At 32.2% G+C, this 26,748-nt stretch carries 25 protein-coding genes and 1 pseudogene; 5 read left to right on the top strand and 21 right to left on the bottom strand.

Translation table 11 applies throughout. The features are described from left to right. Window positions 1-95 precede the first annotated feature (95 nt). Window positions 96-1,013, top strand: a complete 918-nt coding sequence (miaA, locus tag E0I26_RS10740; protein ID WP_131916475.1) for a tRNA (adenosine(37)-N6)-dimethylallyltransferase MiaA — start codon at window positions 96-98, stop codon at window positions 1,011-1,013. Window positions 1,014-1,043: 30 nt separating this feature from the next. Beyond that, window positions 1,044-1,784, top strand: coding sequence for an acyl-[acyl-carrier-protein] thioesterase (locus tag E0I26_RS10735; protein ID WP_131916474.1), 741 nt, complete (start codon window positions 1,044-1,046; stop codon window positions 1,782-1,784). Window positions 1,785-1,839: 55 nt separating this feature from the next. Here the strand turns inward: E0I26_RS10735 and E0I26_RS10730 are convergent, their stop codons facing one another. The 14 genes from E0I26_RS10730 to E0I26_RS10665 all read right to left on the bottom strand — a co-directional run bounded on the left by E0I26_RS10730 (window position 1,840) and on the right by E0I26_RS10665 (window position 16,089). Continuing rightward, window positions 1,840-2,556 (bottom strand): response regulator transcription factor, encoded by a 717-nt coding sequence (locus tag E0I26_RS10730; RefSeq protein WP_091170468.1) that lies wholly within the window; start codon window positions 2,554-2,556, stop codon window positions 1,840-1,842. 3 nt (window positions 2,557-2,559) lie between these two features. Beyond that, complete coding sequence (locus E0I26_RS10725; RefSeq protein ID WP_131916473.1) at window positions 2,560-4,143, bottom strand: sensor histidine kinase; 1,584 nt, start codon at window positions 4,141-4,143, stop codon at window positions 2,560-2,562. 59 nt (window positions 4,144-4,202) lie between these two features. Continuing rightward, window positions 4,203-4,799 carry a dephospho-CoA kinase gene (gene coaE, locus E0I26_RS10720; protein ID WP_131916472.1) on the bottom strand — a complete coding sequence of 199 codons (597 nt, stop codon included), beginning with the start codon at window positions 4,797-4,799 and terminating at the stop codon, window positions 4,203-4,205. Between the two features lies 1 nt (window position 4,800). Beyond that, window positions 4,801-5,802 carry a glycosyltransferase gene (locus E0I26_RS10715; protein ID WP_131916471.1) on the bottom strand — a complete coding sequence of 334 codons (1,002 nt, stop codon included), beginning with the start codon at window positions 5,800-5,802 and terminating at the stop codon, window positions 4,801-4,803. Between the two features lie 120 nt (window positions 5,803-5,922). Then, window positions 5,923-6,732, bottom strand: coding sequence for an enoyl-ACP reductase FabI (locus tag E0I26_RS10710; protein ID WP_205728796.1), 810 nt, complete (start codon window positions 6,730-6,732; stop codon window positions 5,923-5,925). 116 nt (window positions 6,733-6,848) lie between these two features. Next, entirely contained in the window at window positions 6,849-8,039 is a 1,191-nt protein-coding gene (gene fabV, locus E0I26_RS10705) for an enoyl-ACP reductase FabV (RefSeq protein ID WP_131916469.1), read from the bottom strand. A gap of 203 nt (window positions 8,040-8,242) precedes the next feature. Beyond that, the gene (locus tag E0I26_RS10700; RefSeq protein WP_131916468.1) at window positions 8,243-9,454 is read right to left on the bottom strand and encodes a leucine-rich repeat domain-containing protein; all 1,212 of its coding nucleotides are present in this window, start codon (window positions 9,452-9,454) and stop codon (window positions 8,243-8,245) included. An 83-nt stretch (window positions 9,455-9,537) separates the two neighbouring features. Beyond that, the gene (gene recN / locus E0I26_RS10695; RefSeq protein ID WP_131916467.1) at window positions 9,538-11,190 is read right to left on the bottom strand and encodes a DNA repair protein RecN; all 1,653 of its coding nucleotides are present in this window, start codon (window positions 11,188-11,190) and stop codon (window positions 9,538-9,540) included. A 54-nt stretch (window positions 11,191-11,244) separates the two neighbouring features. Continuing rightward, window positions 11,245-12,129, bottom strand: a complete 885-nt coding sequence (porD, locus tag E0I26_RS10690; RefSeq protein ID WP_131916466.1) for a type IX secretion system protein PorD — start codon at window positions 12,127-12,129, stop codon at window positions 11,245-11,247. A gap of 77 nt (window positions 12,130-12,206) precedes the next feature. After that, window positions 12,207-13,418 (bottom strand): bifunctional phosphopantothenoylcysteine decarboxylase/phosphopantothenate--cysteine ligase CoaBC, encoded by a 1,212-nt coding sequence (gene coaBC, locus E0I26_RS10685; protein ID WP_131916465.1) that lies wholly within the window; start codon window positions 13,416-13,418, stop codon window positions 12,207-12,209. An 8-nt stretch (window positions 13,419-13,426) separates the two neighbouring features. Then, window positions 13,427-13,744 carry a DNA-directed RNA polymerase subunit omega gene (locus E0I26_RS10680; RefSeq protein ID WP_026709525.1) on the bottom strand — a complete coding sequence of 106 codons (318 nt, stop codon included), beginning with the start codon at window positions 13,742-13,744 and terminating at the stop codon, window positions 13,427-13,429. 8 nt (window positions 13,745-13,752) lie between these two features. Further along, window positions 13,753-14,547, bottom strand: coding sequence for an outer membrane protein assembly factor BamD (locus tag E0I26_RS10675; RefSeq protein WP_131916464.1), 795 nt, complete (start codon window positions 14,545-14,547; stop codon window positions 13,753-13,755). A 128-nt stretch (window positions 14,548-14,675) separates the two neighbouring features. After that, complete coding sequence (gene dapA / locus E0I26_RS10670; protein ID WP_131916463.1) at window positions 14,676-15,563, bottom strand: 4-hydroxy-tetrahydrodipicolinate synthase; 888 nt, start codon at window positions 15,561-15,563, stop codon at window positions 14,676-14,678. Between the two features lie 7 nt (window positions 15,564-15,570). Further along, the gene (locus E0I26_RS10665; RefSeq protein ID WP_131916462.1) at window positions 15,571-16,089 is read right to left on the bottom strand and encodes a DUF6913 domain-containing protein; all 519 of its coding nucleotides are present in this window, start codon (window positions 16,087-16,089) and stop codon (window positions 15,571-15,573) included. A gap of 47 nt (window positions 16,090-16,136) precedes the next feature. Here E0I26_RS10665 and E0I26_RS10660 point away from each other — a divergent pair, with 47 nt between their 5' ends. Together E0I26_RS10660 and E0I26_RS10655 are read left to right on the top strand one after the other, a co-directional pair. Continuing rightward, window positions 16,137-16,916: a 5'-nucleotidase C-terminal domain-containing protein gene (locus tag E0I26_RS10660; RefSeq protein WP_131916461.1), complete on the top strand. Its 780-nt coding sequence runs from the start codon at window positions 16,137-16,139 to the stop codon at window positions 16,914-16,916. Between the two features lie 128 nt (window positions 16,917-17,044). Continuing rightward, on the top strand, window positions 17,045-17,956 hold the full coding sequence (locus E0I26_RS10655) for a bifunctional metallophosphatase/5'-nucleotidase (protein ID WP_131916460.1): 912 nt from the start codon (window positions 17,045-17,047) through the stop codon (window positions 17,954-17,956). 169 nt (window positions 17,957-18,125) lie between these two features. On the opposite strand, the gene E0I26_RS10650 is transcribed toward E0I26_RS10655, so the two are convergent. The 7 genes and pseudogenes from E0I26_RS10650 to rpsF all read right to left on the bottom strand — a co-directional run bounded on the left by E0I26_RS10650 (window position 18,126) and on the right by rpsF (window position 25,888). Continuing rightward, window positions 18,126-18,806, bottom strand: a complete 681-nt coding sequence (locus E0I26_RS10650; RefSeq protein WP_131916459.1) for a lysoplasmalogenase family protein — start codon at window positions 18,804-18,806, stop codon at window positions 18,126-18,128. After that, window positions 18,796-20,799 (bottom strand): NAD-dependent DNA ligase LigA, encoded by a 2,004-nt coding sequence (gene ligA, locus E0I26_RS10645; protein ID WP_131916458.1) that lies wholly within the window; start codon window positions 20,797-20,799, stop codon window positions 18,796-18,798. Before ligA ends, E0I26_RS10650 begins: the two co-directional genes overlap by 11 nt. A 75-nt stretch (window positions 20,800-20,874) precedes the next feature. Continuing rightward, entirely contained in the window at window positions 20,875-21,348 is a 474-nt protein-coding gene (locus tag E0I26_RS10640; protein ID WP_131916457.1) for a DUF6495 family protein, read from the bottom strand. Between the two features lie 108 nt (window positions 21,349-21,456). Beyond that, window positions 21,457-24,642: pseudogene (locus E0I26_RS10635) on the bottom strand (TonB-dependent receptor). Window positions 24,643-24,738: 96 nt separating this feature from the next. Continuing rightward, entirely contained in the window at window positions 24,739-25,179 is a 441-nt protein-coding gene (gene rplI, locus E0I26_RS10630) for a 50S ribosomal protein L9 (protein ID WP_099715089.1), read from the bottom strand. A gap of 65 nt (window positions 25,180-25,244) precedes the next feature. Further along, window positions 25,245-25,541, bottom strand: coding sequence for a 30S ribosomal protein S18 (rpsR, locus tag E0I26_RS10625; protein WP_007138295.1), 297 nt, complete (start codon window positions 25,539-25,541; stop codon window positions 25,245-25,247). Between the two features lie 5 nt (window positions 25,542-25,546). Then, a complete protein-coding gene (rpsF, locus tag E0I26_RS10620; RefSeq protein WP_131916456.1) occupies window positions 25,547-25,888 on the bottom strand; it encodes a 30S ribosomal protein S6 in 342 nt (113 codons plus the stop codon). Window positions 25,889-26,052: 164 nt separating this feature from the next. Between rpsF and E0I26_RS10615 the strand changes: the two genes are divergently transcribed. Next, window positions 26,053-26,748 carry a LytR/AlgR family response regulator transcription factor gene (locus tag E0I26_RS10615; RefSeq protein WP_131916455.1) on the top strand — a complete coding sequence of 232 codons (696 nt, stop codon included), beginning with the start codon at window positions 26,053-26,055 and terminating at the stop codon, window positions 26,746-26,748.

Below are 26,748 nucleotides of genomic sequence, written 5' to 3'. Positions count from 1 at the left end.
AGGCATAAAAGGAGCTTCCTTTGGTCGCTCTTTTACACCAAGAAAAACAAACTTTCATAACTCCGGGGTTTCCGTTTCCATCTGGGCTAAAAAATATGAAATACTTAATAACCATTATCGGACCCACGGCCATAGGCAAAACTTCCTTGAGTATTGTATTAGCCAATTATTTTAAATGTGATATTATTTCCTGTGACAGCAGACAGTTTTTCAAGGAAATGACCATTGGAACAGCTGTACCAAACAAAGCCGAGTTAGAAGCGGCTACCCATCATTTCATCCAAAACAAATCCATATTCGAGAATTATACCGTTGGTGATTTCGAGAAAGAAGCTATTGCTAAACTTGACGAATTATTTTTGACCAATGATTATGCCATTTTAGTTGGTGGTTCCGGATTGTATGTTGATGCAATTCTAAAAGGTTTTGATGAATTTCCAGAAATAGACACTTCAGTTCGTACTGAAATAACCATTAATTATGAAAAACTAGGAATCGGATATTTGCAACAAAAGCTTGAAGTTTTAGATCCTGACTATTATAAAAGTTTGACTGTCGAAAATCCACAAACCTTACAAAATCCACAACGCATGATGCGCTTTGTAGAAGTGTGTCTGGGTTCAGGAAAACCGTATTCATCTTTTTTAAACCTGAAAAAAAACAGCCGAAACTTCACCCCTATTTTAATAGGTCTTGAAGCTGACAGAAAGATTATTTACAGCCGAATCAATCAACGCGTTGACATCATGATGAACGAAGGACTATTGGCTGAAGCTAAAACATTATTTCCAGATAAAGAGTTGAATGCACTGCAAACGGTTGGTTACAGAGAGTTATTTAACTATTTTGATAGAGAAATTTCGTTGGAATTTGCCATAGAAGAAATAAAGAAAAACACCCGAAGATTTTCTAAACGCCAATTGACTTGGTTCAAAAGAAATGAAAATACCAAATGGTTTGATTTTGAAACTCCGTATGAAACTATTGTGGATTACATCCATTCAAAAAAATAAAACTAAAAATACAAATTCATACTAATTTATATGCCAATAACTTCAAATTTCACTTCCATTCTTAGCAAAGACTGGGAAATCAATTTTACACAATGCGCTCCAAATGGATTTTTAAAATACACTGATTTGTGTAATATTTTACAATTAACGGCTGCGGCACATTCAGAAATTGGCGGTATTAGTTTTACTGACATGCAGGAATTTGACCAAGCATGGGTTTTGAGTAGAATGCGTGTTGAAATCACCAAATTACCAAAATGGGGAGATACTGTAACCGTGAAAACATGGATCAATTCCTTGGAGAATTCCCGTTCAGTACGGGCGCTGGAAATGCACGTAAATGGAGAAAAAATTGTAGGCTCTGAGACTTTTTGGGCTGTTTTTAATACTAAAAAGCGTCGGCCGGAAGGATTGGCTTTACCGTTTGAACATTTTGAATTATATCCCGAAAAAAGAGCTACTCTAGAAGGTTTTTCTAAAATTAACTTCAATCATGAGAAAGAAATAGTTTTTGAAAGAAATGTATTTTTATCCGATCTAGACATTGTAAATCATGTCAATAATGTCAAATATTTAGAATGGTGTTTGGATCTGGTTGATGAAAAATTAATCCTGAATCAAAAAATTGAAAGTTTTGAAATGAATTTCTTAAAGGAATTATCATTAAAAGACAAAGTGATTATTCATGAAAGCATTTCTGAAAGTGAAACTGTTTTTAGTATTACAAAAGAAGACAAAACGAGTTTCGCTTTACAATTAAACTGGAAATAAAATACGTCCTTTCGCTCCAAAAAAAAAGCCTCAATTTCTTGAGGCTTATATCTATTTATTCTGCTACTTTATTCTTAACAACTAATCTGAATCCTTCTCCGTGGATGTTTAAAATTTCCACATCTTCATCCAGTTTCAAATACTTTCTTAACTTAGCGATGTACACATCCATACTTCTGGAAGTAAAATAGTTATCATCTCTCCAAATTTTCGTCAATGCCAATTCTCTTGGCATCAAATCATTTTCGTGAAGAATTAACATTTTCAATAATTCATTCTCTTTTGGAGATAATTTTATTGGTTCTTCATTATTAAAAGTTAAAAAACGAAGTTTTGAATTCAAATGAAATTTACCAATATTAAATTCAAATTGTACTTGTTCTGCTTTAGTATCCGATGATTTTCTTTGAATTATCGCTTTGATTTTCATCAACAATACTTCCGAATCAAAAGGTTTATTCAAGTAATCGTCAGCACCCGCTTTATATCCTTTCAACACATCTTCTTTCATCGATTTTGCTGTTAAGAATATAATTGGCACTTCATTATTTTTTTCTCTGATTTCTTTCGCCAAAGTATAACCGTCTTTATAAGGCATCATTACATCCAGAATACATAAATCATAAGTATCCTTTTTGAATTTTTCGAATCCTTCCATTCCATTTTTGGCCAAAGTGACATCAAAATCATTTAGCATTAAATAATCTTTTAAAACTGCTCCAAAATTAAGGTCATCTTCAACTAAAAGTATTTTTTTATTTACATTTTCCATATTCTAATTTATTAATGGTAATTTTATTATGAAGGTACTCCCTTTTCCCTTTTCACTTTCTACATATACTTGACCGTTATGGTCATCAACAATTCTCTTTACGTAAGCTAAACCTAAACCGTGTCCTTTAACATTATGAATGTCTCCGGTATGCTCTCTGTAGAATTTTTCAAAAATTCTTTTTTGAGCTATTTTGCTCATTCCCAGTCCACTATCTTTTACTTTGATAATGACCATATCTTTGATATTTTCAGTGAAAATTTCAATTTCAGGAACATTAGGCGAGTATTTTATCGCATTTTCTAAAATATTCACAATGACATTGGTAAAATGAACATCATTGATTAAAACTGTGGTTCTAATGGCTTTAAGATGGCAGGTAATTGTTCCTTGCCTGTCTTCTAAAATCAAATTCACATGATCTATTGCATCTTCAATAATCTCATGAATATTATTCGATTCTTTGGTAATATCTAATTCTCTCTTTTCTAATTTAGAGATTCGCAATACATTTTCAACTTGTGCATGCATCCGTTTATTTTCATCCTTAATCATTTGAAGGTATCGCAAAACCTTCTCTTTATCATCTATTATTTTTGGATTTCTAATCGCATCCAAAGCTAGATTGATAGTTGCAATTGGAGTTTTAAACTCGTGTGTCATATTATTAATGAAATCGTTTTTGATTTCAGAAATTTGGCGTTGACGAATTAATTGATTCAATGCACTTGTATACGCAATTAAAATAATCAGTGTAAAAACAATAGAAAGAACTGTTACACTAACGAGTTCTGACAATAAAAATTTCTTTTTTAGAGGAAAAGTTACCAACAATTGGTATTTCGTGTTCCCTTCATTATCCGTAAGAATAGGAATTGAATAGGTGGCATCTTTATCATATTTAAACGCATTAGATTTAATTTTGGTAGCCAAATTATTGCTGTAAATACCAAACTCAAATCTTGTTTCAATACCATATTCCTCTAATTCTTTTTTAATGAGTTTTTGCAAAACATCACTGGAAACACGTTCATCAAGTGGCATTGCAGACAATACATCCTTGGCTGAAATTTCAAAAAGGACATTGTCTAAAATAGCAAGATTTCCTGATTTTTCAATACTGACATCAGGGATCAAACTTTGATTCAGACCTGATTTATCCATTGAATTATTATTGTAAACTTTAGTTACACGTTTGGAACTAAAGCTCTTGAATTTTTCACTATCAAATTTTTTATCAAAGAACGTTGGTGAAATATTATAATCTTCCGAAATTATACTGTTAGAATATATGATGGTTTTATTTGTTCTGGGATTTTTTTGAACATAATAAAACTCTAATATATCATCCTTTTCAGGTACTTTTCCTGTACTGTCTTTATAATGATTTATTTTATCATAAAAACTATATGCCTCTTGCTTTTGAAGCTTATCTGCCACATTTCCAATAACTTGCTTAACATGAAATTTAAATTGCTCGTCATTGTTTTTGAATGAAGTATTAAACCAATACACTTGAACAAGAATTATCCCAATTAAGGACAGACTCATCAATAAAACAAGTAATCTGAAAAAAAGTTTATTCATCGAAACAAATTTAGTATTTTAACAATATATTAAATAATAGATTAACCAAACATTAACACCTATAGCACTTTTTGTTTAATCTTTAAAATTTTAAGAATTTTAACAACTTGTAATTTTGCAGTTTCTATAGCAGTATTTTCTATGATGAAATCGCTTTTTGAAATGCGTTGTTCATCAGTCCATTGTGCGTTTATTCGTTTTAAAACAAGTTCACGTGTGGTTTTATCACGTTCAACAACCCTCTGAATCCTTGATTCTACTGGCGCTGTGACAGTTATAATCAAATCACAGTTTTTATAACCTCCACTTTCAAATAAAATAGCGGCTTCGTAAATAATATAAGAAACTTTTTTATGTTGTATTAGCCATTGATCAAAATGCTTTTTTACGGCAGGATGAACAATTTTGTTAAGTTTTTCTAATTTTTCAGGGTCATTGAATACAATTTTAGCCAGTTTTTCTCTATTCAATAGCTCGTTTTCAAAAACTGCATCGCCAAATACGTTTTTAATAGCTACTATAATTTCTGAGGATTGCATAATTTTTCTGGCTTCGTCATCAGCAATGTATACCGGAATACCAAATGATTCAAAATAATTTGCAATGGTGGTTTTCCCACTTCCGATACCGCCAGTTAAACCAATTATTTTTGTCATATTAAACTTTGAAAAATAATTCAGGAAAAGCTTCTTGAGGTTTTTGCTTCAAAATGATAATTTTATAAAAAGATTTTATAAAACCCGTTCCGTAACCATAAAATTGTTTCCAAACGGCTATCAATGACAAATACCCTATTTTTAAGCTCTTATTTTGATACGAAGACACCAAAAACAGTACCAAAAAGTAAACAAAATACAATTGAAGCAGCAAATCAAAATTAAAAATCAACATTAATAAAAAGGAACTAAAAAATCCAATTATGAATACCGAAGGAAAGAAAAAAGTAAGCTTGTTGTATTTTGGATACCAACTATTCAGAATAGGTCGTGCTTTTCCAAATTTATTTACCTGAATAGAAAATTTATCCCAATCAATTCTTCTCTTATGATATACAAATGCATTGGGAAAAAGTTTGGTTTCAAAACCTAAATTCCACAAACGGATAGACAAATCCGGATCTTCACCAGGATGAATATTCCCAAAACCTTTTGATGCTTCAAAAGCTTTGCGAGATAATCCCATATTAAAACTTCTAGGCTGAAACTTATCTATTTTTTCTGAACCTCCTCTAATTCCGCCGGTGGTCAGAAACGAAGTCATCGCAAAATTAATTGCTTTTTGTATATCCGAGAAACTGTCTAAAGCCTTATCAGGTCCTCCAAAACAATCTACATAATTTTGTTTTAGAGCTTTATCAACCTCTGACAAATACTCTTTTGGAATAATACAATCCGAATCAAAAATGATAAAATAATCACCTCTGGCCTTTTTCATACCATAATTCCTGGAATCTCCAGGACCTGAATTTTCCTTGAAATAATAGGAAATATCCAATCTGTCACCATATTTTTGAGCTACATCTTTACAAACTATAGAAGAACCATCTTCAATAATAACAATTTCAAAAATTTCGTTATACGTTGAATGAGATAAACTTTCTAAAAGTTCATCAACTTCATCCGGACGATTGTAAACTGGTATAATTAGGGAAAATAACATAAATTAAAATGTGGTATTAAAGATGTTTTTTAGACTTAAAAAATTTTAACAAATATAATCTTTATCCATAAAAAAACCATCAACTATTAATCGATGGTTTTATAAATAATTTACTGCTTTTTATTCAAACATTTCCATCACTTCCTGGCTTACTCCCATGTTTGAGAAACCACCATCATGCAATAAGTTTTGTAACGTTACTTTTCTGGTCAAATCAGAAAATAGTGTTAGGGTATAATTAGCACAATCTAAAGCAGATGCATTCCCTAAAGGTGACATTTTCTCGGCAAAATTTATAAATCCGTCAAATCCTTTTACGCCCTGACCAGCCGTTGTAGGCGTTGGAGATTGAGAAATAGTATTGACTCTTACTTTTTTATCTCTACCAAAGAAATAACCAAAACTACGTGCTATAGACTCTAAAAACGCTTTGTTATCCGCCATGTCGTTATAATCTGGAAACACGCGTTGTGCTGCCATATAAGAAAGCGCAACAATGCTTCCCCACTCGTTCATGGCATCTTTTTTATATAAAACCTGCATTACTTTATGAAAAGAAACCGCCGAAACATTCCATCCTTTCTCCGTATAATCGTAATTCTGATTGGTATAATGGTTGCCCTTTCTAACATTAACGGACATTCCGATAGAATGCAAAACAAAATCTATTTTCCCACCCAGAATTTCCATAGCTTGGTCAACTAAATGCTCTAAATCAGCCACAGATGTTGCATCAGCAGGAATAATTTGAGAATTTGTTTTTTTCGCCAGCTCATCAATCGTTCCCATTCGTATGGAAGCAGGAGCATTGGTAAGAACAAAAGTTCCTCCTTCTTCAAACACTCTTTCTGCTGTTTTCCATGCAATTGAATTTTCATCCAAAGCACCGAAAATGATTCCTCTTTTTCCTTTTAGTAAGTTATACATGATATAATTAATTTAAGTCTGTTCTTTTAAAAAAAATAATGCATCTTAATTTCGAAATGAATAAAACCATTGTGAAATTAAGATGCATTACAGAAACTAAATATTTAATTTAGTAAGGATTAAGCAATACTTTCGATGTTTACCACTTCGTTAGCATCTGCTTTATAATCTACTCCTTCTACGTCAAAGCCAAATAGATTGTAAAAATCTTTTCTGTATCCTTCCAAATCTCCTATTTCAGATAAATTTTCAGTTACAGCTTCAATCCACAATTTAGCCACTTTTTCTTGAACATCAGGACGCATTTCTAAATCGTCAATACGGATTCTTCCTTTCTCATCAACTGGAACTTCATTTCCAGTATATAATCTTTCTTGGTACAAACGTTGAATTTGTTCGATACAACCTTCATGAATTCCTTCTTCTTTCATTATTTTATACAACAAAGAAATATACAATGGAATAACCGGAATAGCTGAACTTGCTTGTGTAACCAATGCTTTATTTACCGAAACAAATGCTTTACCATTAGTAGCAGCTAAACTGTCAGTGATAGCAAATGCAGTCGCTTCAAGATGATCCTTGGCACGACCAATTGTACCTTTTCTATAAACCGCCTCAGTCAATGATGGCCCAATATAAGAATAAGCAACAGTTGTAGCGCCAGGAGCCAATAGATTTTGAGCTTTTAAAGCATCAATCCACATACTCCAATCTTCACCGCCCATTACTGCAATCGTATTTTCAATATCATCTCCACTACAAGGCTCAATTGAAATTTCTGAAACTTTACCAGAATGAAAATCAACTGTTTTATTGGTAAAAGTACTTCCGATAGGTTTCAAAACAGAACGATGCAAAACACCGGTAACCGGATGCATACGAACAGGAGAAGCTAAACTATAGATTACTAAGTCCACTTGTCCTAAATCTGCTTTTATAAGATCTAATGTTTGTTGTTTTACTTCATTCGAAAACGCATCACCATTGATACTTTTTGCATATAAACCTGCTTTATGCGCTTCAGTTTCGAAAGCAGCAGAATTATACCAACCTGGTGAAGCGGTTTTACCTTCTGTTGGAGGTTTTTCAAAAAATACGCCAATAGTTCCTGCATTAGAACCAAAAGCACTTGTAATTCTGGAAGCTAAACCAAATCCGGTTGAAGCTCCAATTACCAATACTTTTTTAGCCCCGTTTATAGGTCCTTTTGATTTAATATATTCAATTTGATTTTTAACATTTTGTTCGCATCCTTTTGGGTGAGATGTCGTACAAATAAATCCTCTCATTCTAGGTTCTATAATCATATTCTTGGTTATTCGTTTTTTTATTTATTCGTGTAATCGTTTTATTGCTGATGCAAAAATCTTGTCTTTAAAGGAAACAAATATAAAGTAAAAAATTAGTTCAGCAAGGCTTTAGCATGATTTAAGGCCGAATCAGAAACAACCGTTCCAGATAACATTTGTGAAGATACATCATACATTTATCGCTTAATTACAGCCTAAACTTATTCATTAACACTATAAAACTCAAAGTTTTTATTTATTTTTTCAAACTTTTTTTTACTTTTATAATCTTCTTTATCAATTGTAATATACTTAATACTCTTAGAGTTTGCAAATTCAATTGGAATGTTAATATTTTTGTTTCCGTTTATCAGAATCCTTTCTAAATTATTTAACTCTGATAATTCAACTGGCAAAATTATTATTTTATTATTTGAAATATTAAGACTATTCAAATCATTTAAATTACCTAACCCTTTTGGCAATTCACTTATTTGATTTTGAGAGAGTTTTAAAGATGTTAACCAAAGTAATTTTCTGATGCCATTTGAAATCTTTTTAATTTCATTATTTGATAAATTTATTTCATGAATGGAATTTTTCTTAGAAAATGAACTAGAGAATTTATCAATTTTGTTATTTTTAAAATTTAATTCCCATAAATCATTTAATTTATAGAAACTAAAACCAATCGATTTTAGTTCGTTATCACTTACGTTTAAACGAAACAACTTCTCCAATTTTCCGAAACTTCTTGGCAACTTTTTTAATTGATTTTTATAAACTAATAACTCCCGGAGTTTTTTTAATTTCCCAAATTCCAATGGCAAATATGTTAATTTATTATCTCCAAGATATAAAGTATTTAAGTTTGTTAAAATACATATCTCGTCAGGTAATACTTCTATTTGATTATGTCCCAAATCTAAATATTCCATTTTTTTTAAATTAGACAACTCTTTTGGAATAGTACTAAGCTTATTATTTGCAAAATTAACATCTTTCAAATTTTCACATTGCCCAATTTCCTTTGGAATTGAAGTTAAATTACTTCCTCTTATCCCAATTCTTTCTAACTTTTTAAGTTTTTTAATTGAAGTAGGAATCGAATCCAGATCACAAAATTGAAAATCTAAATCCTCCAAATTATTAAAATTACATATATTTTCAAAATCTTGAATGCTTATATAAGTTTTATAGAGTCTCAACTTTGTAATTGTTTGTTTATGCTTTATAGCCTCCTCAATTGAATTACAAACTGTATCATTTTTCCTGACATTTTCAATAATTTTAGGTGGTATTTCGTATGCAGTTAGAACTTTATTACTACAAGAACACAAAAAAAATAAAAATAAATAAAGTACGAAATCTAACTTTAAGCAACTCAAAAAAAACTGGCATTTATCCAGATAATCACTGACAATTTTCAACATCTTTATTCTACTTTTATAACATCTTATTTACTGTAATTTATTTACAGCTCCTATCACATCCTTAAAACCCTTATATTCTACACCTAATTCAGCAAGGCTTTAGCGTGATTTAAGGCCGAATCAGAAACAACCGTTCCAGATAACATTTGAGCAATTTCCACCACTCTTTCTTCTCCGTTTAATAACTTCAATTCAGATTGTGTATCGTCACCAACAGTCGATTTAAATACCTTGAAATGTGCATTTCCTTTTGCTGCAATTTGAGGTAAATGGGTGATGGCAAAAATTTGCATTTCCTGGCTCATTTCCTTCATGATTTCTCCCATTCTGATAGCGATTTCTCCGGAAACACCGGTGTCAATTTCATCAAAAATTAGTGTTGGCAATTTTGAGTATTGTGCTAATATCGCCTTAACAGCAAGCATAATCCTTGACATTTCTCCGCCGGAAGCCACTTTTTTCAACAAACCAAAATCAGTTCCTTTATTGGCCGAGAATAAAAACTGAAGCTCATCTTTTCCATTTTGGAAATACGTTTCCGTAGTATTAATATCAATATTGAAGCGAACATTTGGCATTCCCAAAGTTTCTAAAATGGTAATCAGCTTATGAGATAAAACTGGAATTGAATCCAATCTATTAGTATGAATTGTAGTCGAAAAAGTATCTAATTCAACTGTTTTTTGTTCAATAGAAATCGTCAGTGCAGCGATTTCTTCTTCCATATTGCCTAATTCTAAAACTGAATTCTCAAGATTCGCTTGAATTTCCAGTAGTTCATCCACAGAGGAAACCTGATGCTTCTTTTGCAAATTAAAAATCACCTGAAGCTTTTGACTGATTAAGTCCAATTGTTCCGGATCATTAATAAGTTTTTCGGAACAGCGATTCATTTCATCCGAAATATCATCAAACTCAATCGTTACGCTTGTAATCCTGTCTAACAAAGAATGATATTCAGTCGAAAAAGAGGCGATTTTTTGTAATGAAACCTTGATTTCATTCAAATTATGCATAACACCAATTTGTTCTTCATTGGCTATAGCCAAAGATCTATCGATAGATTCTTTTATAATCTCAACATTATTCAATTTTTCAAAATCAGTTTCAAGAGTTTCTTGCTCGCCCGATTTTAATTGTGCCGCAACTAATTCATCCAATAAAAAAGTATTGTATTCCTGCACTTTCTTAGATTCGCTTTGTCTTTTCAACAGCGAATTTAATTTGGATTTATCCAATTTATAGCTTTTTAAAAGCGATTGATACTCCAAAATTGTTTCTTTATTATTGGCAATTGCATCAATAATTTCGAACTGCACATTTTCATCCGAAAGTTCTTGGGTTTGCTGTTGCGAATGAATATCAATCAAGAACAAGCTCAGTTCCTGCAATTCCTGAAGATTTACAGGACTGTCATTTATAAAAGCTCTTGATTTTCCTGAAGGAAGGATTTCACGTCTAATTATGGTGTCATTTTCATAATCCAGATCATTTGCCTCAAAAAAAGGAAGCAAATTATACTTAGAAATTTCAAAATGAGCTTCAATGACACACTTTTCTTCTTTGCTTTTTAAAGAAGTTAAGTCGGCTCTTTTTCCTAAAACCAGTCCTAATGCTCCTAAAATTATTGATTTTCCTGCACCCGTTTCTCCTGTGATTGTTGAGAAACCTTTTGAAAAATCGATAGACAATTTTTCTATTAAGGCATAGTTTTTTATCGAAAGTGACGTTATCATTTACTATATTGTTTTGTGATGTGAAGCTGGATTAAACTAAAAATTGAAAATCAATTAATATTTTATCAGCATCCATTTACTTGAATTCAAAGGAGAAATTTTATTCAGATTATCTACTAAATCTGAAATTGTAATACTGGGTCCACCAGAAAAAATAGAAACGATTTCATCTGATTTAGCATCAAAAAAGACACGGGTTAAAAATGCGTTGGGTCTGGAAGCATTTAGTTTAGTCAAATCGATTAGTGATCCTTTTATTTTTTCTTTAGACGCTTTTAAATCCTTACTCATTAGGTCTAAACCAGTATGATAATCTAACATGGATTGTCGCACTTGTTTGAATGCAGGAGATAAAATATCGTTTATTAAAAAGTAACGGTTTTGATTTCCATCAGTTTGGCTCCATCCTTTAGAACCGCCTTGTTGTGCTACATTCGAGATATTTTGAGCCGTTTCAAAATAAGAATTCCCAGATTCGGAAACAAAAGTATCCGCATCCATTCCTAAAATCATATAACTATAAAAAGCCAAAACAGAAATTAAATTAGAATCGAATGTAGTTGGACTAAAAATTAGATTTTCAAACTCTGTATATCTAAAATTAAAGTCTTTATCATTGTAATTTAATACTGGAGATGAATAAGAGGAATTAAAAATAGGCCTTGAAGATTGCACTTGAATAGTTGCAGTAAATTGATCTGAGCTATTCGAAGAAACCGTAATGTACATCGAACAATTAATTTTTTCGCTTTGCTTAACCGTTTGCCCCGTCCAATCCGTTTTATTTACAAACTCACTTATTGAAGTTTGCAAGGTTTTAAAAACTTGCTGATTTGTAACACTCAATTTTTGTGAATCAACCGTTACCGTACAGTTTAATTGTTGCGCTTGCGTAAGCCCAAAAGTAAAAAGCAGAAAAAAAATAATTATTTTATTCATCTGTAGATTTGTATTATTTCTTAACGGTTATCTATAATTCAAACACCAACATTGCGTTTCTATTACAATCCGTTACCCTATTTCATAAAATGTACTTTCACCTTTTCTAGAATATCATCAGCAACAGCTTCTTTCGATTTCAATTCCATTGGCTCAATATTGAAATATTTATCAATAAAGGTAACTTTATTCGTTGCTTTACCAAAACCAGCACCCTGATCTTGAAGCGAATTTAAAACAATCAAATCTAAGTTTTTTTTCTGAATTTTCAAGGTCGCATTTTCAATTTCATTTTCTGTTTCTAAAGCAAAACCTATCAGAAACTGATTTTTCTTTTGTTCACCCAAAGAAGCTAATATATCCTTCGTTTTTTCGAGTTCTATTGTAAAATTATCAGCTGCTTTTTTTATTTTTTGTTGTGCAACAATCTTGGGTTTGTAATCTGCAACGGCCGCAGCCGCAATCGCAACATCCACATCGGCATAAAACTGATGACAAGCCACATACATTTCTTCTGCAGATACAACACTAATCACATTAATCAATGGATTTGAAACTTTACAATTTGTAGGTCCCGAAACCAAAATCACCGAAGCACCTAGATTTGCAGCGCTTATCGCTATATCAAAACCCATTTTACCCGAAGAATGATTTCCTATAAAACGCACAGGATCTATTGCTTCGTATGTGGGACCGGCAGTAATTAATATTTTTTTTCCTTTAAGAGGTAATTTGCTGTTTAAATCTGCTTCCAGAAAAGCTACAATATTTTCAGGTTCCGCCATTCTTCCTTCACCGGATAATCCGCTTGCTAATTCACCGCTTTCGGCAGGAATTATTACATTGCCAAACTGAGTAAGAGAAGAGAAATTAGCAATGGTAGAAGGATGTTTGTACATGTCTAAATCCATTGCAGGAGCAAAATACACCGGACATTTTGCTGATAGATAAGCTGCAATCAATAGATTATCACAAGTACCGTTTGTCATTTTCGACAAAGTATTTGCTGTTGCAGGAGCAATAACCATCAAATCAGCCCAAAGTGCTAATTCAACATGATTGTTCCATTTTTCATTTTCGTCGTCTTGATTATAAAAACTGGAATGTACAGGATTTTTGGATAACGTAGATAACGTAAGAGGAGTTACAAAATCCTTAGAAGCAGGTGTCATTATCACTTGGACATGCGCACCTGCTTTTATGAAAAGTCGTACTAATGTGGCTGTTTTATAGGCTGCAATTCCACCAGAAACTCCAAGTAGAATTTTCTTACCGCTTAAAACTGACATAGTAACTATTATTTATTTGAATCTCTGTGGTAGATTTTACCATCTAACCATTCTTGAACTGCTAAAGCGTGTGGCTTAGGTAGTTTTTCGTAAAACTTTGAAACCTCAATTTGCTCTTTGTTTTCAAAAACTTCTTCAAGACTGTCATTATATGTAGCAAATTCTTCCAATTTTTCAGTCAATTCTTTTTTAATTTCAGAATTGATTTGGTTTGCTCTTTTAGCCATAATGGTTATTGCTTCATACACATTACCAGTAGGTTCTTCAATAACAGTTTTGTTGTATGTTATTGTATTTACTGGAGCATTCGTCTTTTTTAAATCCATGACTTTATTTATTTAGTAAATTTTTGTAAATCTTTATCTATTCGAGCTAACATTTCGTTTGCTTCTTGCTTGTATTTGGTATCCGCTTTAAATTTAATCAAGTTCGATTGTGCTACTTTTGCAACATTTAATCGCTCTTCCATTTTTGATGGGATACTATTAATAGCCAATTGATAGGCTGAATCTAACTTGTAATATAAAGCATCTTCTTTTAATGGAGTTCCCGGATAATCCGCTACAAAATTGTCTAAAGCAACAATTGCTGATTTATAATCAGAAATTGTATTGTATCCTTTAGCATTTTCGAAAACCTTTTTTTCTATTTTTTCACTAAGCACTTTTACGGCACTATTAGCCTCCGTTAAATACTCTGAATTAGGGTAATTATCAATAAATGATTGCAATTTATCTAATGCTTTTGTGGTATCTGTTTGATCTAAACTATAAACAGGAGATAACATAGAGTAGCTTTTTGCTCCCAAATAGGCTGCTTCCTGTAATTTTTCACTTTTTGGATATCCCGAAACAAAGCTTTCAAATTGATACCCTGCCAAGTAATATTGTTTTGTTTTGTAATAGGATTGAGCAAACATGTAAAACAATTTTTCCGCTTGAGGTTTCCCTCTGTAAGCCGGAGCAATTTGTTCAAAAATACGAATCGCTTTAGAATATTTTCCTGCGTCGTATAATTTAGTGGCCATTTCAAATTTAACAGCGACATCTTCGGTTTTTAATGCTTTTTGGTATTCGTTACAAGAACTGAATAGAACTACAAGAAGCAATAGAGATATAATTTTTTTCATTTTTTTACTTTTTTTATGATTTCTTGGTTGAAACACCCCATAAAATCATACCGAAGTTTCGGTGGCAAATTTAGTTATTAATTTAGCGACTTCAAAATATATTTTTTGTTTAAAAAAAGCGTCTTTTTTTACCCTTGTTTATTGACTTTTTTGACAAACTGATCAATTCTGCTTGCGAGCGAATCATCTACTTTTACAAGTGGCAAACGCACTGTGTTTTCTGAAATTCCCAGTGATAGAAACACTTGTTTGATTCCTGCCGGATTTCCTTGCTCAAAAATCATATCAATACAATCCGCCAAAAGGTATTGTGATTTGAATGCTTCATCTACTTTTCGATTCAAACCTAATCGAATCATTTCAGAAAATTCTTTAGGAAAACCTTGCCCAATTACAGATATAACACCTGATCCTCCTGCCAAAACCATCGGCAAAGCAATCATATCGTCACCTGAAATTACCAGAAAATCTTTTGGTTTGTTTTTTAACAATTGCATCGCTTGAACAATATCTCCTGCTGCTTCTTTTATTGCAACGATATTTTCAAAATCATTAGCCAAGCGTATAACCGTTGAAGGCAACATATTGCTGGCTGTTCTTCCTGGAACATTGTATAAAATTACAGGAATTGGCGATGCTTCAGCAACTGCTTTAAAGTGTTGGTAAATACCTTCCTGAGTAGGTTTGTTATAATACGGTGAAACCGATAAAACCGCTGCAAATGGAGACAAATCTCTTGTTCTCAACTCTTCTGTCACTTTAAAAGTGTTGTTTCCTCCTACTCCAAGTACTAATGGTAAACTTCCGTTATTAGCCTCGATTACGGTACTAATAACTAATTCTTTTTCGTCTTGAGACAATGTTGCATTTTCTGCAGTTGTACCCAAAACTACAAGATATTCAATTCCTCCATCGATTGAAAAATTTACGATTCTTTTTAATGCTTCGGTGTCAATTGAAAAATCTTCTTTAAACGGGGTCACAAGAGCAACACCAGTACCTATTAATGATTGCATATTAGATTTATAATTTGTTTAATAATTTTAAATATTTGAATAATTCACTTACAAAAAGTGTATAATTATCGACATACGTTTTAATCATAAAATGATTTAATCTATTGTCTATTAATGAAAAACCGACTTTAAATTGCGCTTTTGAATCATGATTAATTTTTAATAAAATTGCTTTTTCTATGTCGTAATAACTGATTAACAAATCAAATTTTTTATTGATAAAATCATTTACTTCCGGAGAAGAAATTTCTCCATTCCATTTTAAATGTCCTGAATTGAATACAGGAAATTTTTTGTCTGCTGTTTTCTTAAATTTATCCCTGTAAACAATTGTTGTTATATTTTCCGGTAGAATTCCGTTTGCCGTTAACGCAGCAATCAATGCTTCCGTTTTGGCAAAACGAGTGCCATCAACCAGTAAACCAATTGTTTTTACAACATTAACTGACTCATTATTTTTTAAATTTTGAAAGCTTTTTTTTAATGTTTTTTTTACAAAATAATCCTTTATATAATTCAAAAACATATTACTTTTACTTGATTACAAAATTAATTAATTAAGTCGCATTTAAAATGGTAAATCTAAAAAAGTATAACGACGTTTCTAAACTTTTTGTTATATTCTTAACATTTTTTTTTGTTGCCTCTTGCAGCAAACAAAATTACTACGTTACTAAAATAGAAGGCAAACGAATTCCAATCACCGAAAAGGCTAATCAAGTTCCTCAAATTGAAAATTTCATCAAACCTTACAGAGAACACATCAACAAAGATTTAGACAGCGTTCTGGCCTATTGTCCGGAAACATTAGATAAAAGCACGGGGAAATGGCAAACTACAATTGGTAATTTGATGGCTGATGTTACTTTGATGAAAGGAAACATTGTATTTCAAGCCAGAGAAAAAAAGAACATTGCTATTTGTTTGCTTAATAGCGGGGGGATTCGCTCCATACTTCCAAAAGGAAATGTAACCGCAAGAACGGCTTTTGAAATTATGCCTTTTGAAAATAGTTTGGTTGTCATTGCTTTAAAAGGAGAACAAATTCTTGAAATGGTCGATTATTTTATCGCCGAAAAAAAACCACATCCACTGGCTGGAGTAACATTTACCATTGATAAAAACAATCTTCCAAAAAACATATTGGTACAAGGAAAACCTGTTCAAAAAGAGACTATTTATTACGTGGGAACCAATGATTATTTGTCTAATGGCGGAGATAATATGAATTTCTTTAAAAAAGGTGTTCAGAAATTTGATTTAGACTATAAACTACGAAATATTCTTATTGATTATTTTAAAGAAGTAGATACAATTCCTGTAATAAATGATGTTAGAATTACTGTTGAATAAGTAATTCGAACTTAGACACCAAAATAGTTTTAGAAACGTAAAGCCCTAGCCCCGATTGAAGCGGCATCCCACGCTTTTTTTTGCGTGGATACAGCGAAAAACGGGAAATAGCTCCAAAAAATATAAAAATGAAAAGAAGAGAATTTATAGAAAAAACAGCTGCGAGTTCAGCTTTACTAAGTTTAGGTTTATCATTAAGCAGCTTTGAATCTTCACAAAAAAGACATCTTACTATCTTACATACGAATGATGTGCACAGTTACATTGATCCGTTTCCTGCGGATCATCCCAGAAATGCAAATATGGGTGGCGTAGCGCGAAGAGCCGCTTTGATTGAAACGATTCGAAAAGAAAATCCAAATGTATTATTGCTGGATGCGGGCGATATTTTTCAAGGAACGCCTTATTTTAATTATTACGGTGGAGAATTAGAATTCAAATTGATGAGCATGATGCAATATGATGCTTCTACGATAGGAAATCACGATTTTGATAACGGTGTTGAAGGTTTACATGCACAAATGCCGCATGCTAAATTTGAGTTTATATCAGCCAACTACGATTTTAAAAACACCGTGATGGATGGTTTTGTAAAACCGTATAAAATATTCCATAAGAATGGCATTAAAGTGGGTGTTTTTGGACTTGGAATCGAACTTGATGGATTAGTAGATAAAGGAATGTATAAAGAAACCGTTTACAACAATCCTCTTGAAACGGCTCAAGATATGGTTCGGATTTTAAAGAAAGAACAAAAATGCGATTTAGTGATTTGTTTGTCTCATTTAGGGTATAAATACAGAGACGAACCTACTAAAATATGTGATTTGAAATTAGCAGAACTAACGCAAGACATTGACTTGATTATTGGTGGACACACACACACTTTTCTAGAGAAGCCTACCGTTGTAAAAAATCTTGCCGGCAAAGAAGTTCTAGTAAACCAAGTGGGTTGTTACGGTATAAATCTGGGCCGAATAGATTTTTATCTGGATAACGACAAAGCAAAAGCTTTTGAAGGAAAATCGATTATTGTATAGTTTTTTTTATGATTATCCGATACTTGTACCAAGTTACATCTTATGAATAAAATTTAGCTGTTTTGTCATTTCGACGAAGGAGAAATCTCATTAGTTGTTCTCGTTATGTGATTTCTCCTTCGTCGAAATGACAAAATTAAATACATTGGTATTAGTAATAGACAAGCATCTATTTCTTTAAGAACTTATCATTCTCAATAAAGTAATTGACCATAAAATAATACGAAAACACCTGAGTTATTGTTTCAATTAAACTAAAGGTAAAAAGTGACAGATAAAAACCATTTAGAACATAAAAAACATCCGAAAGCAAAAAGCAAGTTGACATTAATACCAAATTCAAAAAAGCATAATTGCTTTTTGTAATATAATTTACAACAGAAATACAAATTAATGTACCCAAGATTATACTGTAGATTATAATTATTGAAAAATCTGTTTTCATTTTCTCAAATTGCAAACTCAAAATAGTAACTGATAAAACGAGCATTACAAGAATTACACATAGTATAGATAAAACATCCGTTCTATTAAATTTTAATTTTTTGAACCCATTAACAAGATGAATTGTAAGCAGCAGATAAACGGTCAAAAAACTCAGTACTGAACCTACTTCCGAATTATTGTCGCTCATCAAGATAAAAACATCCCCTATAAAAGAAAACAAAAAAACCCCTCCTTTTATTAAATCAATTTTATAATTATTTGTAGTTAAATAATAAATAAAAATGGATGGTACTACTAGGGATTTTGCATAAAATACATACTCTTCCTGACCTATCAAATTAAATAAAATAGTAAAAAGGCAAGCTGAAAAATAAAGGATCAGTGAAGGTGTATTAGCTTTCATTTATCAGTTTCATAAAGTCATCTTCGGAAATTATCGGGATATTCAGTTTAGTTGCTTTATCCAGTTTAGCGGGTCCCATATTATCTCCCGCAACAACATAATCCGTCTTTGCCGAAATAGAACTTCCTACTTTTCCGCCGTTATCTTCAATAGCTTTTTTCAAATCATCTCTGGAAAATTTTTCAAAAACTCCTGAAACAACAAAGATTTTTCCGGAAAGTTTGTCTGTGGCATTTGGATTTATCTTTTCAACAATTTCAAATTGAACACCAAAACTTTTTAGTCGGTCAATAATAATTCTATTTTCCTCGTTTTCAAAAAAGTCAAGCACACTTTGTGCTATTCGATCTCCAATTTCATCCACTAAAATTAAATCCATCAATGTAGCCTTACGCAATGCATCGATACTTTTATAATGTTTGGCTAGTTTTTTAGCAACCGTTTCTCCAACAAATCGGATTCCAAGAGCAAACAAAACGCGCTCGAAAGGAATACTTTTTGAATTGGCCACTCCATTTACTAAATTCTCAGCTGATTTTTGAGCCATTCGTTCCAAAGGGCGAATTTGCTCAACGGTCAACTCATACAAATCAGCATAATTATGAACCAATCCATTATTAAACAGTAATGCTACCGTTTCTCCTCCAAGACCTTCAATATCCATGGCTTTTCGGGAAATATAATGCTGAATCCTTCCAATAATCTGCGGTGGACAACCATAAAAATTAGGGCAATAATGATTGGCTTCGCCCTCACTTCTCACCAATTCCGTATTGCATTCCGGACAATGTGTAATGTATTTTGTAGCTTCTGAGTTTTCTGGACGTTTAATAAAATCGACTGCAATTATTTTAGGAATTATCTCTCCTCCTTTTTCTACAAAAACAGTATCTCCTACTCGAATATCTAGTTTTTCTATTTGGTCCGCATTGTGCAAAGAGGCGCGTTTTACAATAGTTCCGGCTAATTGTACCGGCTCTAAGTTGGCCACTGGAGTTATGGAACCCGTTCTGCCTACTTGATACGAAATTGAATTTAGCTTTGTTGAAACTTGTTCCGATTTGAATTTATAGGCTATTGCCCAACGAGGTGATTTAGCTGTAAAACCCAATTCATCTTGATGTTGAAAAGAATTTACTTTTACCACTACGCCATCCGTTTCATACGGAAGATTGTGCCTGTGAACATCCCAATAATCAATAAAGTCGAAAACCTCGGTTAAACTATTGGCTAATTTTGCTTCTTTTGGTACTTTAAAACCCCAATTTCTTGCCGTTTCTAATCCTTCGAATTGAGATTTGAAAGGAAGATTATTTCCAATTAAAAAATACAACAGACAATCCAAAGGCCTTTTTGCAACTTCAGCACTATCTTGCAATTTTAAACTTCCGGAAGCTGTATTCCTTGGATTTGAATAAGGCGTTTCTCCAATTTCAATTAATTCCTGATTCATTTTTTCGAATCCGGCAAATGGTAAAATGATTTCACCGCGGACATCAAATGTAGCAGGAAAATTTCCTTTTATTTTTAATGGAATTGATTTTATGGTTTTGATATTATTAGTGACATCATCTCCTTGAAAACCGTCTCCACGCGTAACAGCACGTTTTAGTTTCCCGTTTTCATAAGTAATACTGATAGATGCTCCGTCGTATTTTAATTCACAGGTATATTCTAAAGGGACATCTCCTAAAACTTTTTGAACACGCTTCTCCCAGTCCATTAATTCTTCTTTGGAATAGGAATTATCCAACGAATACATTCGATGCTCATGAGCAACGGTTTGGAAGTTTTTGGTAATCGCGCCCCCTACTCTTTGTGAAGGGGAATTTTCATCAAAATATTCTGGATATTTATTTTCTAAATCCTGAAGTTGTTTTAATTTTAAATCAAATTCAAAATCGGAAATTGTGGGTGTATCTAACACATAATAATTATGGTTGTGTTGGTTTAATTCCTCCCTTAATTTTTGAATCGTATTTTGAATATCCATAGAAAATAAAAATTGGCTATTTTAGTTTTGAAAAAGTGTACTAAAATAACCAATTAAAAATAAATAGCAATACAATTACGAGGCTATAATCGTATTTATTTGTTGGTACAAAAGGCCATCACTCAAAAACGAACCTTGTTGTATCAATTCAAAAATGGAAGTATTGCGCTCATCTGTAAACTCTTTTTTCCCAACTTTCATTTCAATAGTATCCGTAAACATATTATCGCTAAGCCATTGCAACCCATCTTTGGTCAAAAAATCAACTTCAGGAACCAATGATTTTAAAACAATCGATTGAACATGGGTATCAAAACAATGAAAAAGGAAAATATGATTTTTAGAAAAATGCTCTAAATACGTTGCTTTTGAAAGAACACCTTCCCAAATCAAATCAGAAAAAACGTCTAATTCCTGTTCAGCAACTTCTGGTTTCTCGGCTTTTATTTTATCCCACTCGGCTTTATCAATCGCTTGAGTTGCTAAAAAAGTACTGAATTCGGGATTCAATTCCTCAAATTGTTCTTTTGTTAATCTTGAGTATTTCATTATTGTATTTTAGTATTTAACTTTTGTTTTCAACTTTCTTTTGACATTTTAAATCAAAAAAAAAGCCCTCTCAAACGAGAGGGCAAATTTAATATATTTTTTGCTGTTTTAGAAAATATATCTCACTCCAAACTGCGCTTGCCATCTTGACAATAAACTTGCATCATAGTTGAAAGTTTTAGTTTGGGTTCCATTAAAAGTATATGTTGGTATTTTTGTAGTTTGATCTACAGATACACCAATTGGTTGAACACTTGTTGGCACTTGAACCAATCCCCAATCAGAATTAATCAAATTACCTAAATTCAACACATCAATACTGAATTGAATTGTATTCGTTTTAGTAGAAGCAGAAGAAACTTTAAAGTTATAATCTTGCATAAATTTAAAATCCCATTTTCCTCTCCATGGAGACAAAGCACCATAACGCTCTGCATACTGACCTCTTCTTTCATTCAAATAATCATCTTGACTGATAAATGCATCAAATGCCGCTCCTTGTCCTACTCCAGAAAAAGCCATAGCACCAATTTCTGTTGAAGTAGGTATATAAATCAAATCATTGGTACCTGAACCATCACCATTGATATCTCCACCATAGATATAGTTAAAACGACCTCCTTGAGCATATTCAAAGAAAGTAGAAACAGTAGTCGCCCATTTGTCATTACCATATTTCCATTTTTTTGAAGCTACACCAATAAAACGGTGCGTATCTCCATATTTAGAATCAGATAAAACGGCATTATTTACGTTACCTAAAGCTGGATTAAAAGCAAAAGCATCACCTGTAATTTCTGCTTCAATCGAATTTACATCTTTAGATTTCAAATAGTTATACGCTAAACTAGCAAACAATCCGTTATCAAAATTCTTTTGTAATTTGATAGAAGAGTTAAATGCACTTCCTTTATCTGAATTTGTCATTACATAAGCATTATTACTTTGCTTATCAGTAGCATTATCATAAATTAACCTGTTATCAACACCCACTAAAGTTCCCGAAGGTGTTTTTAATCCCCAGTTTTGCACGTGAACTCCATTAAGATCTTTGTTATAAGACATATCAACAGTAACTATATAATTGCTTTCAAATTTATGATCAAAACCTAAACTGGTTCTCCAAACTTGTGGCCATTTATAATCTGGATCCATAATTTGGAAAAAACCATCATCAGCACCGCTTACCTGATTTCCTAACCAAACAAAAGGAATTCTCCCTGTAAAAATTCCAGTTCCTCCACGAAGTTGTGTTGTTTTATTTCCATTTACATCCCAGTTAAATCCAAGTCTAGGAGACCAAAGCAATTTATCGCTAGGTAATTTTGTTGATATCAAAGGAACTTGATTACCAGTTTCCGGATCATAATACTGAGTAGCATTATTTCTCGTAGCTCCATTATCTGTATCAATGTACTTTTGAATCAAATCTGCTGTATTAAAATATAACGGTTTATCAGCTCTTAAACCAAATGATAATTTAAAATTATCATTTACACTCCAATCATCTTGAGCGTAAAATGCTAACTGTCCTACATTTAATTCAGCTAATTTCCAACCTTTATCTTCACCTACTTCAAATGAATTCAAAGAATTAAATTGATTTTGAGCATAAACAAGGTTTTGTTTAATAAAACTTGCTGCCAAAGGTGCTGAAGCATCTGCTAAAAATGAGGTTACGTTAGGATAAGGACTAAATGTTCCGTAATAATTACCTAGAGTACCAAAAGTTCCAAAATTCTCATAAGCTGTTAAATTAAATGAGTTTTTGAACTGAAATTTTTCAAATGAAGCACCAAAAGTAAAAGAGTGATTCCCTACAGTATAATTCAAATTGTCTGTAATTTGAAAAACTTTCTGGTCTAAAGTATTATGGATTGAAAATGGCTCATGACCGGCAATAATATAATTAGAACCCGCTCCGTCCTGAATATTAATTATTGGAGCTGGCGAAGAAAATGGATTTCTATAATCATTAAAATGCGTGTAACCGGCTTGTAATTTATTCGAAACAGTTTCACTGAATTTTGAATTTAATTCAACTAAAAATGAATCTAATTCGTTGTTTATCTGATACCCTGATTTCTCAAACTGAAGAATTGATGCGTTTGGCCCTCTAAAACCTAAGGCTGTAGGGTGAGCCGGCTTATCTTTGGATGCATCCAAGAAATTATAAATAACGGCTAATTTATTATTATCATCAATGTTCCAATCTAATTTTACAATCCCTTTCTTAGAGTTTGAATTATGAGAGAATCCTTGATAAGCACCTGTATTATACCCTAAAGATGCTAGCGCATTTGAAACATTAATCAAATCTGTTTCCAAAACTCTGGATTCATTAATACCAGTTACGGCATCTCCATCATTAGCAACAAAATTAGATCCTAAATCGCTTCTTTCGTCAATTTAAAAATTGGTGAAGAAGAATAATTTATTTTTAATAATTGGTCCACCAACACTAAAACCTGCCTGTGTTTGCTCTAGTGAAGGCACAAATATTTTCTCCCCTTTTATTTTACTACCTGTCATGTCTTGATTTCTGTAAAAAGCATAAGCAGTTCCATGAAATTCATTTGAACCTGATTTAGTGACTGCATTTACAGAAGCTCCTGTAAAACCTGACAAAGTAACATCATAAGGGGCAGTCGCAACCTGAATTTGGTCAATTGCATCCAATGAAATAGGTTGAGAACCTGTTTGACCACCTGGAGTTGCTGCATCCAATCCGAAGGGATTGTTGAAAACCGCTCCATTGAGAGAGTAACTGTTGTATTGATCGTTTCTACCACCAAAAGAACCTCCACTTGCAGTTGGCTCTAAACGGGTAAAATCATCTGCTGATCTTGAAATAGAAGGCAATGCCGATAATTCTCTTCGACCAATTGTTGTTTCAGCACCTGTTCTACCACTTTGGAAAACCTTGTTCTTAGAACTAACCACTTTCACTTCCTCTAATTTCTGGCTTTCATCTTTCAAGAGAACATCCAAACTAAACACTTTACCCAAATCAAGGTAAACATCGTTGAATTCTTCACTTTGATACCCTACAAATGTTACAACAATTTTGTAAGGACCGCCAATTCTCATATTCAACATACTGAACCTTCCATCTTCATTCGATAAAGCTGAATACTTAGACCCTGTTGGAGTATGGATTGCCTGTACAGTAGCTCCTGGAAGCGTCTCATTATTGGAACTTTTTACAAGCCCTTTAATACTAGAAGTAGTCGTTTGCCCAATGACTGAGTAAAAACTACTAAAGATTAGTAATAATGTAATAATTTTTTTCATCTGATTGAATGTTAGTTATTTTGGTCAAAATTAGGCAAAAAAAAATCACTCCTAAGAGTGATTTTTATATTTTATTAACAAAATGTTAACTAAATGTTATTTTTCAGCAACGATTTCGTAGTCTAATTCAACGATAACATCTCTGTGTAAACGAACGCTGGCAGTATATTTACCAGTACGTTTAACGATTCCGCTTGTGATGAATTTTCTTTCGATTTGTTGTCCACCTTTAGCTAAAGATTCAGCGATATCAATATTCGTGATTGAACCGAATAATTTTTCACCACCTGCTTTTGCAAAGATTTTAATTTCGATAGCTTTTAAAGCTTCAGCTAATGCTTTTGCATCTGCTACCACTTTAGCTTCTTTGTGTGCTCTTTGTTTTAGGTTTTCAGCTAACACTTTCTTTGCAGAAGAAGTTGCTAAATGTGCATGACCTTGAGGGATTAAAAAGTTACGACCGTAACCATTTTTTACCGTTACAATATCATCTTTAAAGCCTAAATTTTGAACGTCTTGTCTTAATATAAGTTCCATGTTGTTGTCCTTTGTTATAGAAGTTAGGTTTCATGTTTCAGAAAACCAACAACTGAGTTTAATTATTATTTTAGTAAATCAGCCACATATGGCATTAAAGCTAAGTGACGCGCTCTTTTTACAGCTACTGACACTTTTCTTTGGTATTTCAATGAAGTTCCAGTTAAACGACGAGGAAGAATTTTTCCTTGCTCATTAACGAATTTCAATAAGAAATCAGCATCTTTATAGTCAATATATTTGATACCTGATTTTTTGAAACGACAATACTTTTTAGTTTTGTTAGTTTCTATGTTCAAAGGCGTAAGATATCTGATATCTCCGTCTTTTTTTCCTGAAGCCGATTGTTGTAATGTTGCCATGATAATTAAGCTTTTGTAGATTTTAATTTAGTTCTTCTTCTTTCAGCCCAAGAAATAGCGTGTTTGTCAAGACTTACAGTCAAGAAACGCATTACTCTTTCGTCACGTCTAAATTCAGTTTCAAAAGCAACAAGTACTTCTCCAGCTACTTTGAATTCGAATAAATGGTAAAAACCACTTTTTTTGTTTTGAATTTCGTAAGCCATTTTTTTAAGGCCCCAGTCTTCTTTCGACACCATTTCTGCTCCTCTACTAGTAAGAAAATCTTCAAATTTGCTTACTGTTTCCTTTACCTGAACTTCAGATAAAACGGGATTTAAAATGAAAACAGTTTCATAATGATTCATAAATATATATTTATTTGTTATTTTGGGTGCAAAAGTAATCAATTAATCCTATTAAGCAAGTCTTATTTCATTTTATTCGACGTATGGTAAAAAAATCGGCTCAATTAATTTTTTTTAAATAAAAAAGTAATATATTTACTCTGCCAAATCTAAAATACTATATTATGAAACTAAACTGTGTTGTAGTAGATGATAGTTCTATCCAGAGAATGATTATCGCTAAGTTAGTTAATAATCATCAAAATTTACACTTGATCGGTGATTTTTCTAATGCAATCGAAGCGAGAAGTTGTATGTCCATACACAATGTTGACCTTATCTTTCTAGACATTGAAATGCCTGTAATTAGCGGTTTTGATTTTTTGGATGGTTTAAAAGTAAAACCTCAAATTATTTTCATCACCTCAAAAGCTGAGTATGCCATGAAAGCGTTTGATTATGATGCTACTGACTATCTTCAAAAACCAATTGCAATAGACAGATTCAATGCTTCGGTTAAAAGAGCTATTGACTTACATCTACTTAAAAAAGAAAACAAAGAAGAAGAAGGAGAACATATTTTCATTAAAAGCAATTTGAAAAAATTGAAAATTTTCACTTCTAAAATAAAATGGATTGAAGCTTTTGGCGATTACGTTAGAGTAGTTACTGAAGAAGACAGCAATCTGGTACTTTCTACCATGAAATCTTTTGAAAATGACCTGTCAAAAGAAAAGTTTGTACGTGTACACAAATCCTATATTATCAACATTGATAAAGTAGAACGTTTCAATAGTAAATTTGCTGAAATTGGAGTTACAAAAATTCCTTTGAGCAGACATAAAAAAGAAGATTTAGTAAGAGCACTTGCCTTTTCATAA

The sequence above is a fragment of the Flavobacterium rhamnosiphilum genome (genome assembly GCF_004349195.1).
In the GTDB taxonomy this organism is placed as follows: domain Bacteria; phylum Bacteroidota; class Bacteroidia; order Flavobacteriales; family Flavobacteriaceae; genus Flavobacterium; species Flavobacterium rhamnosiphilum.
The sequence above is the reverse complement of the archived record's forward strand: the minus strand, read 5'-3'. Positions and strand labels throughout refer to the sequence as shown.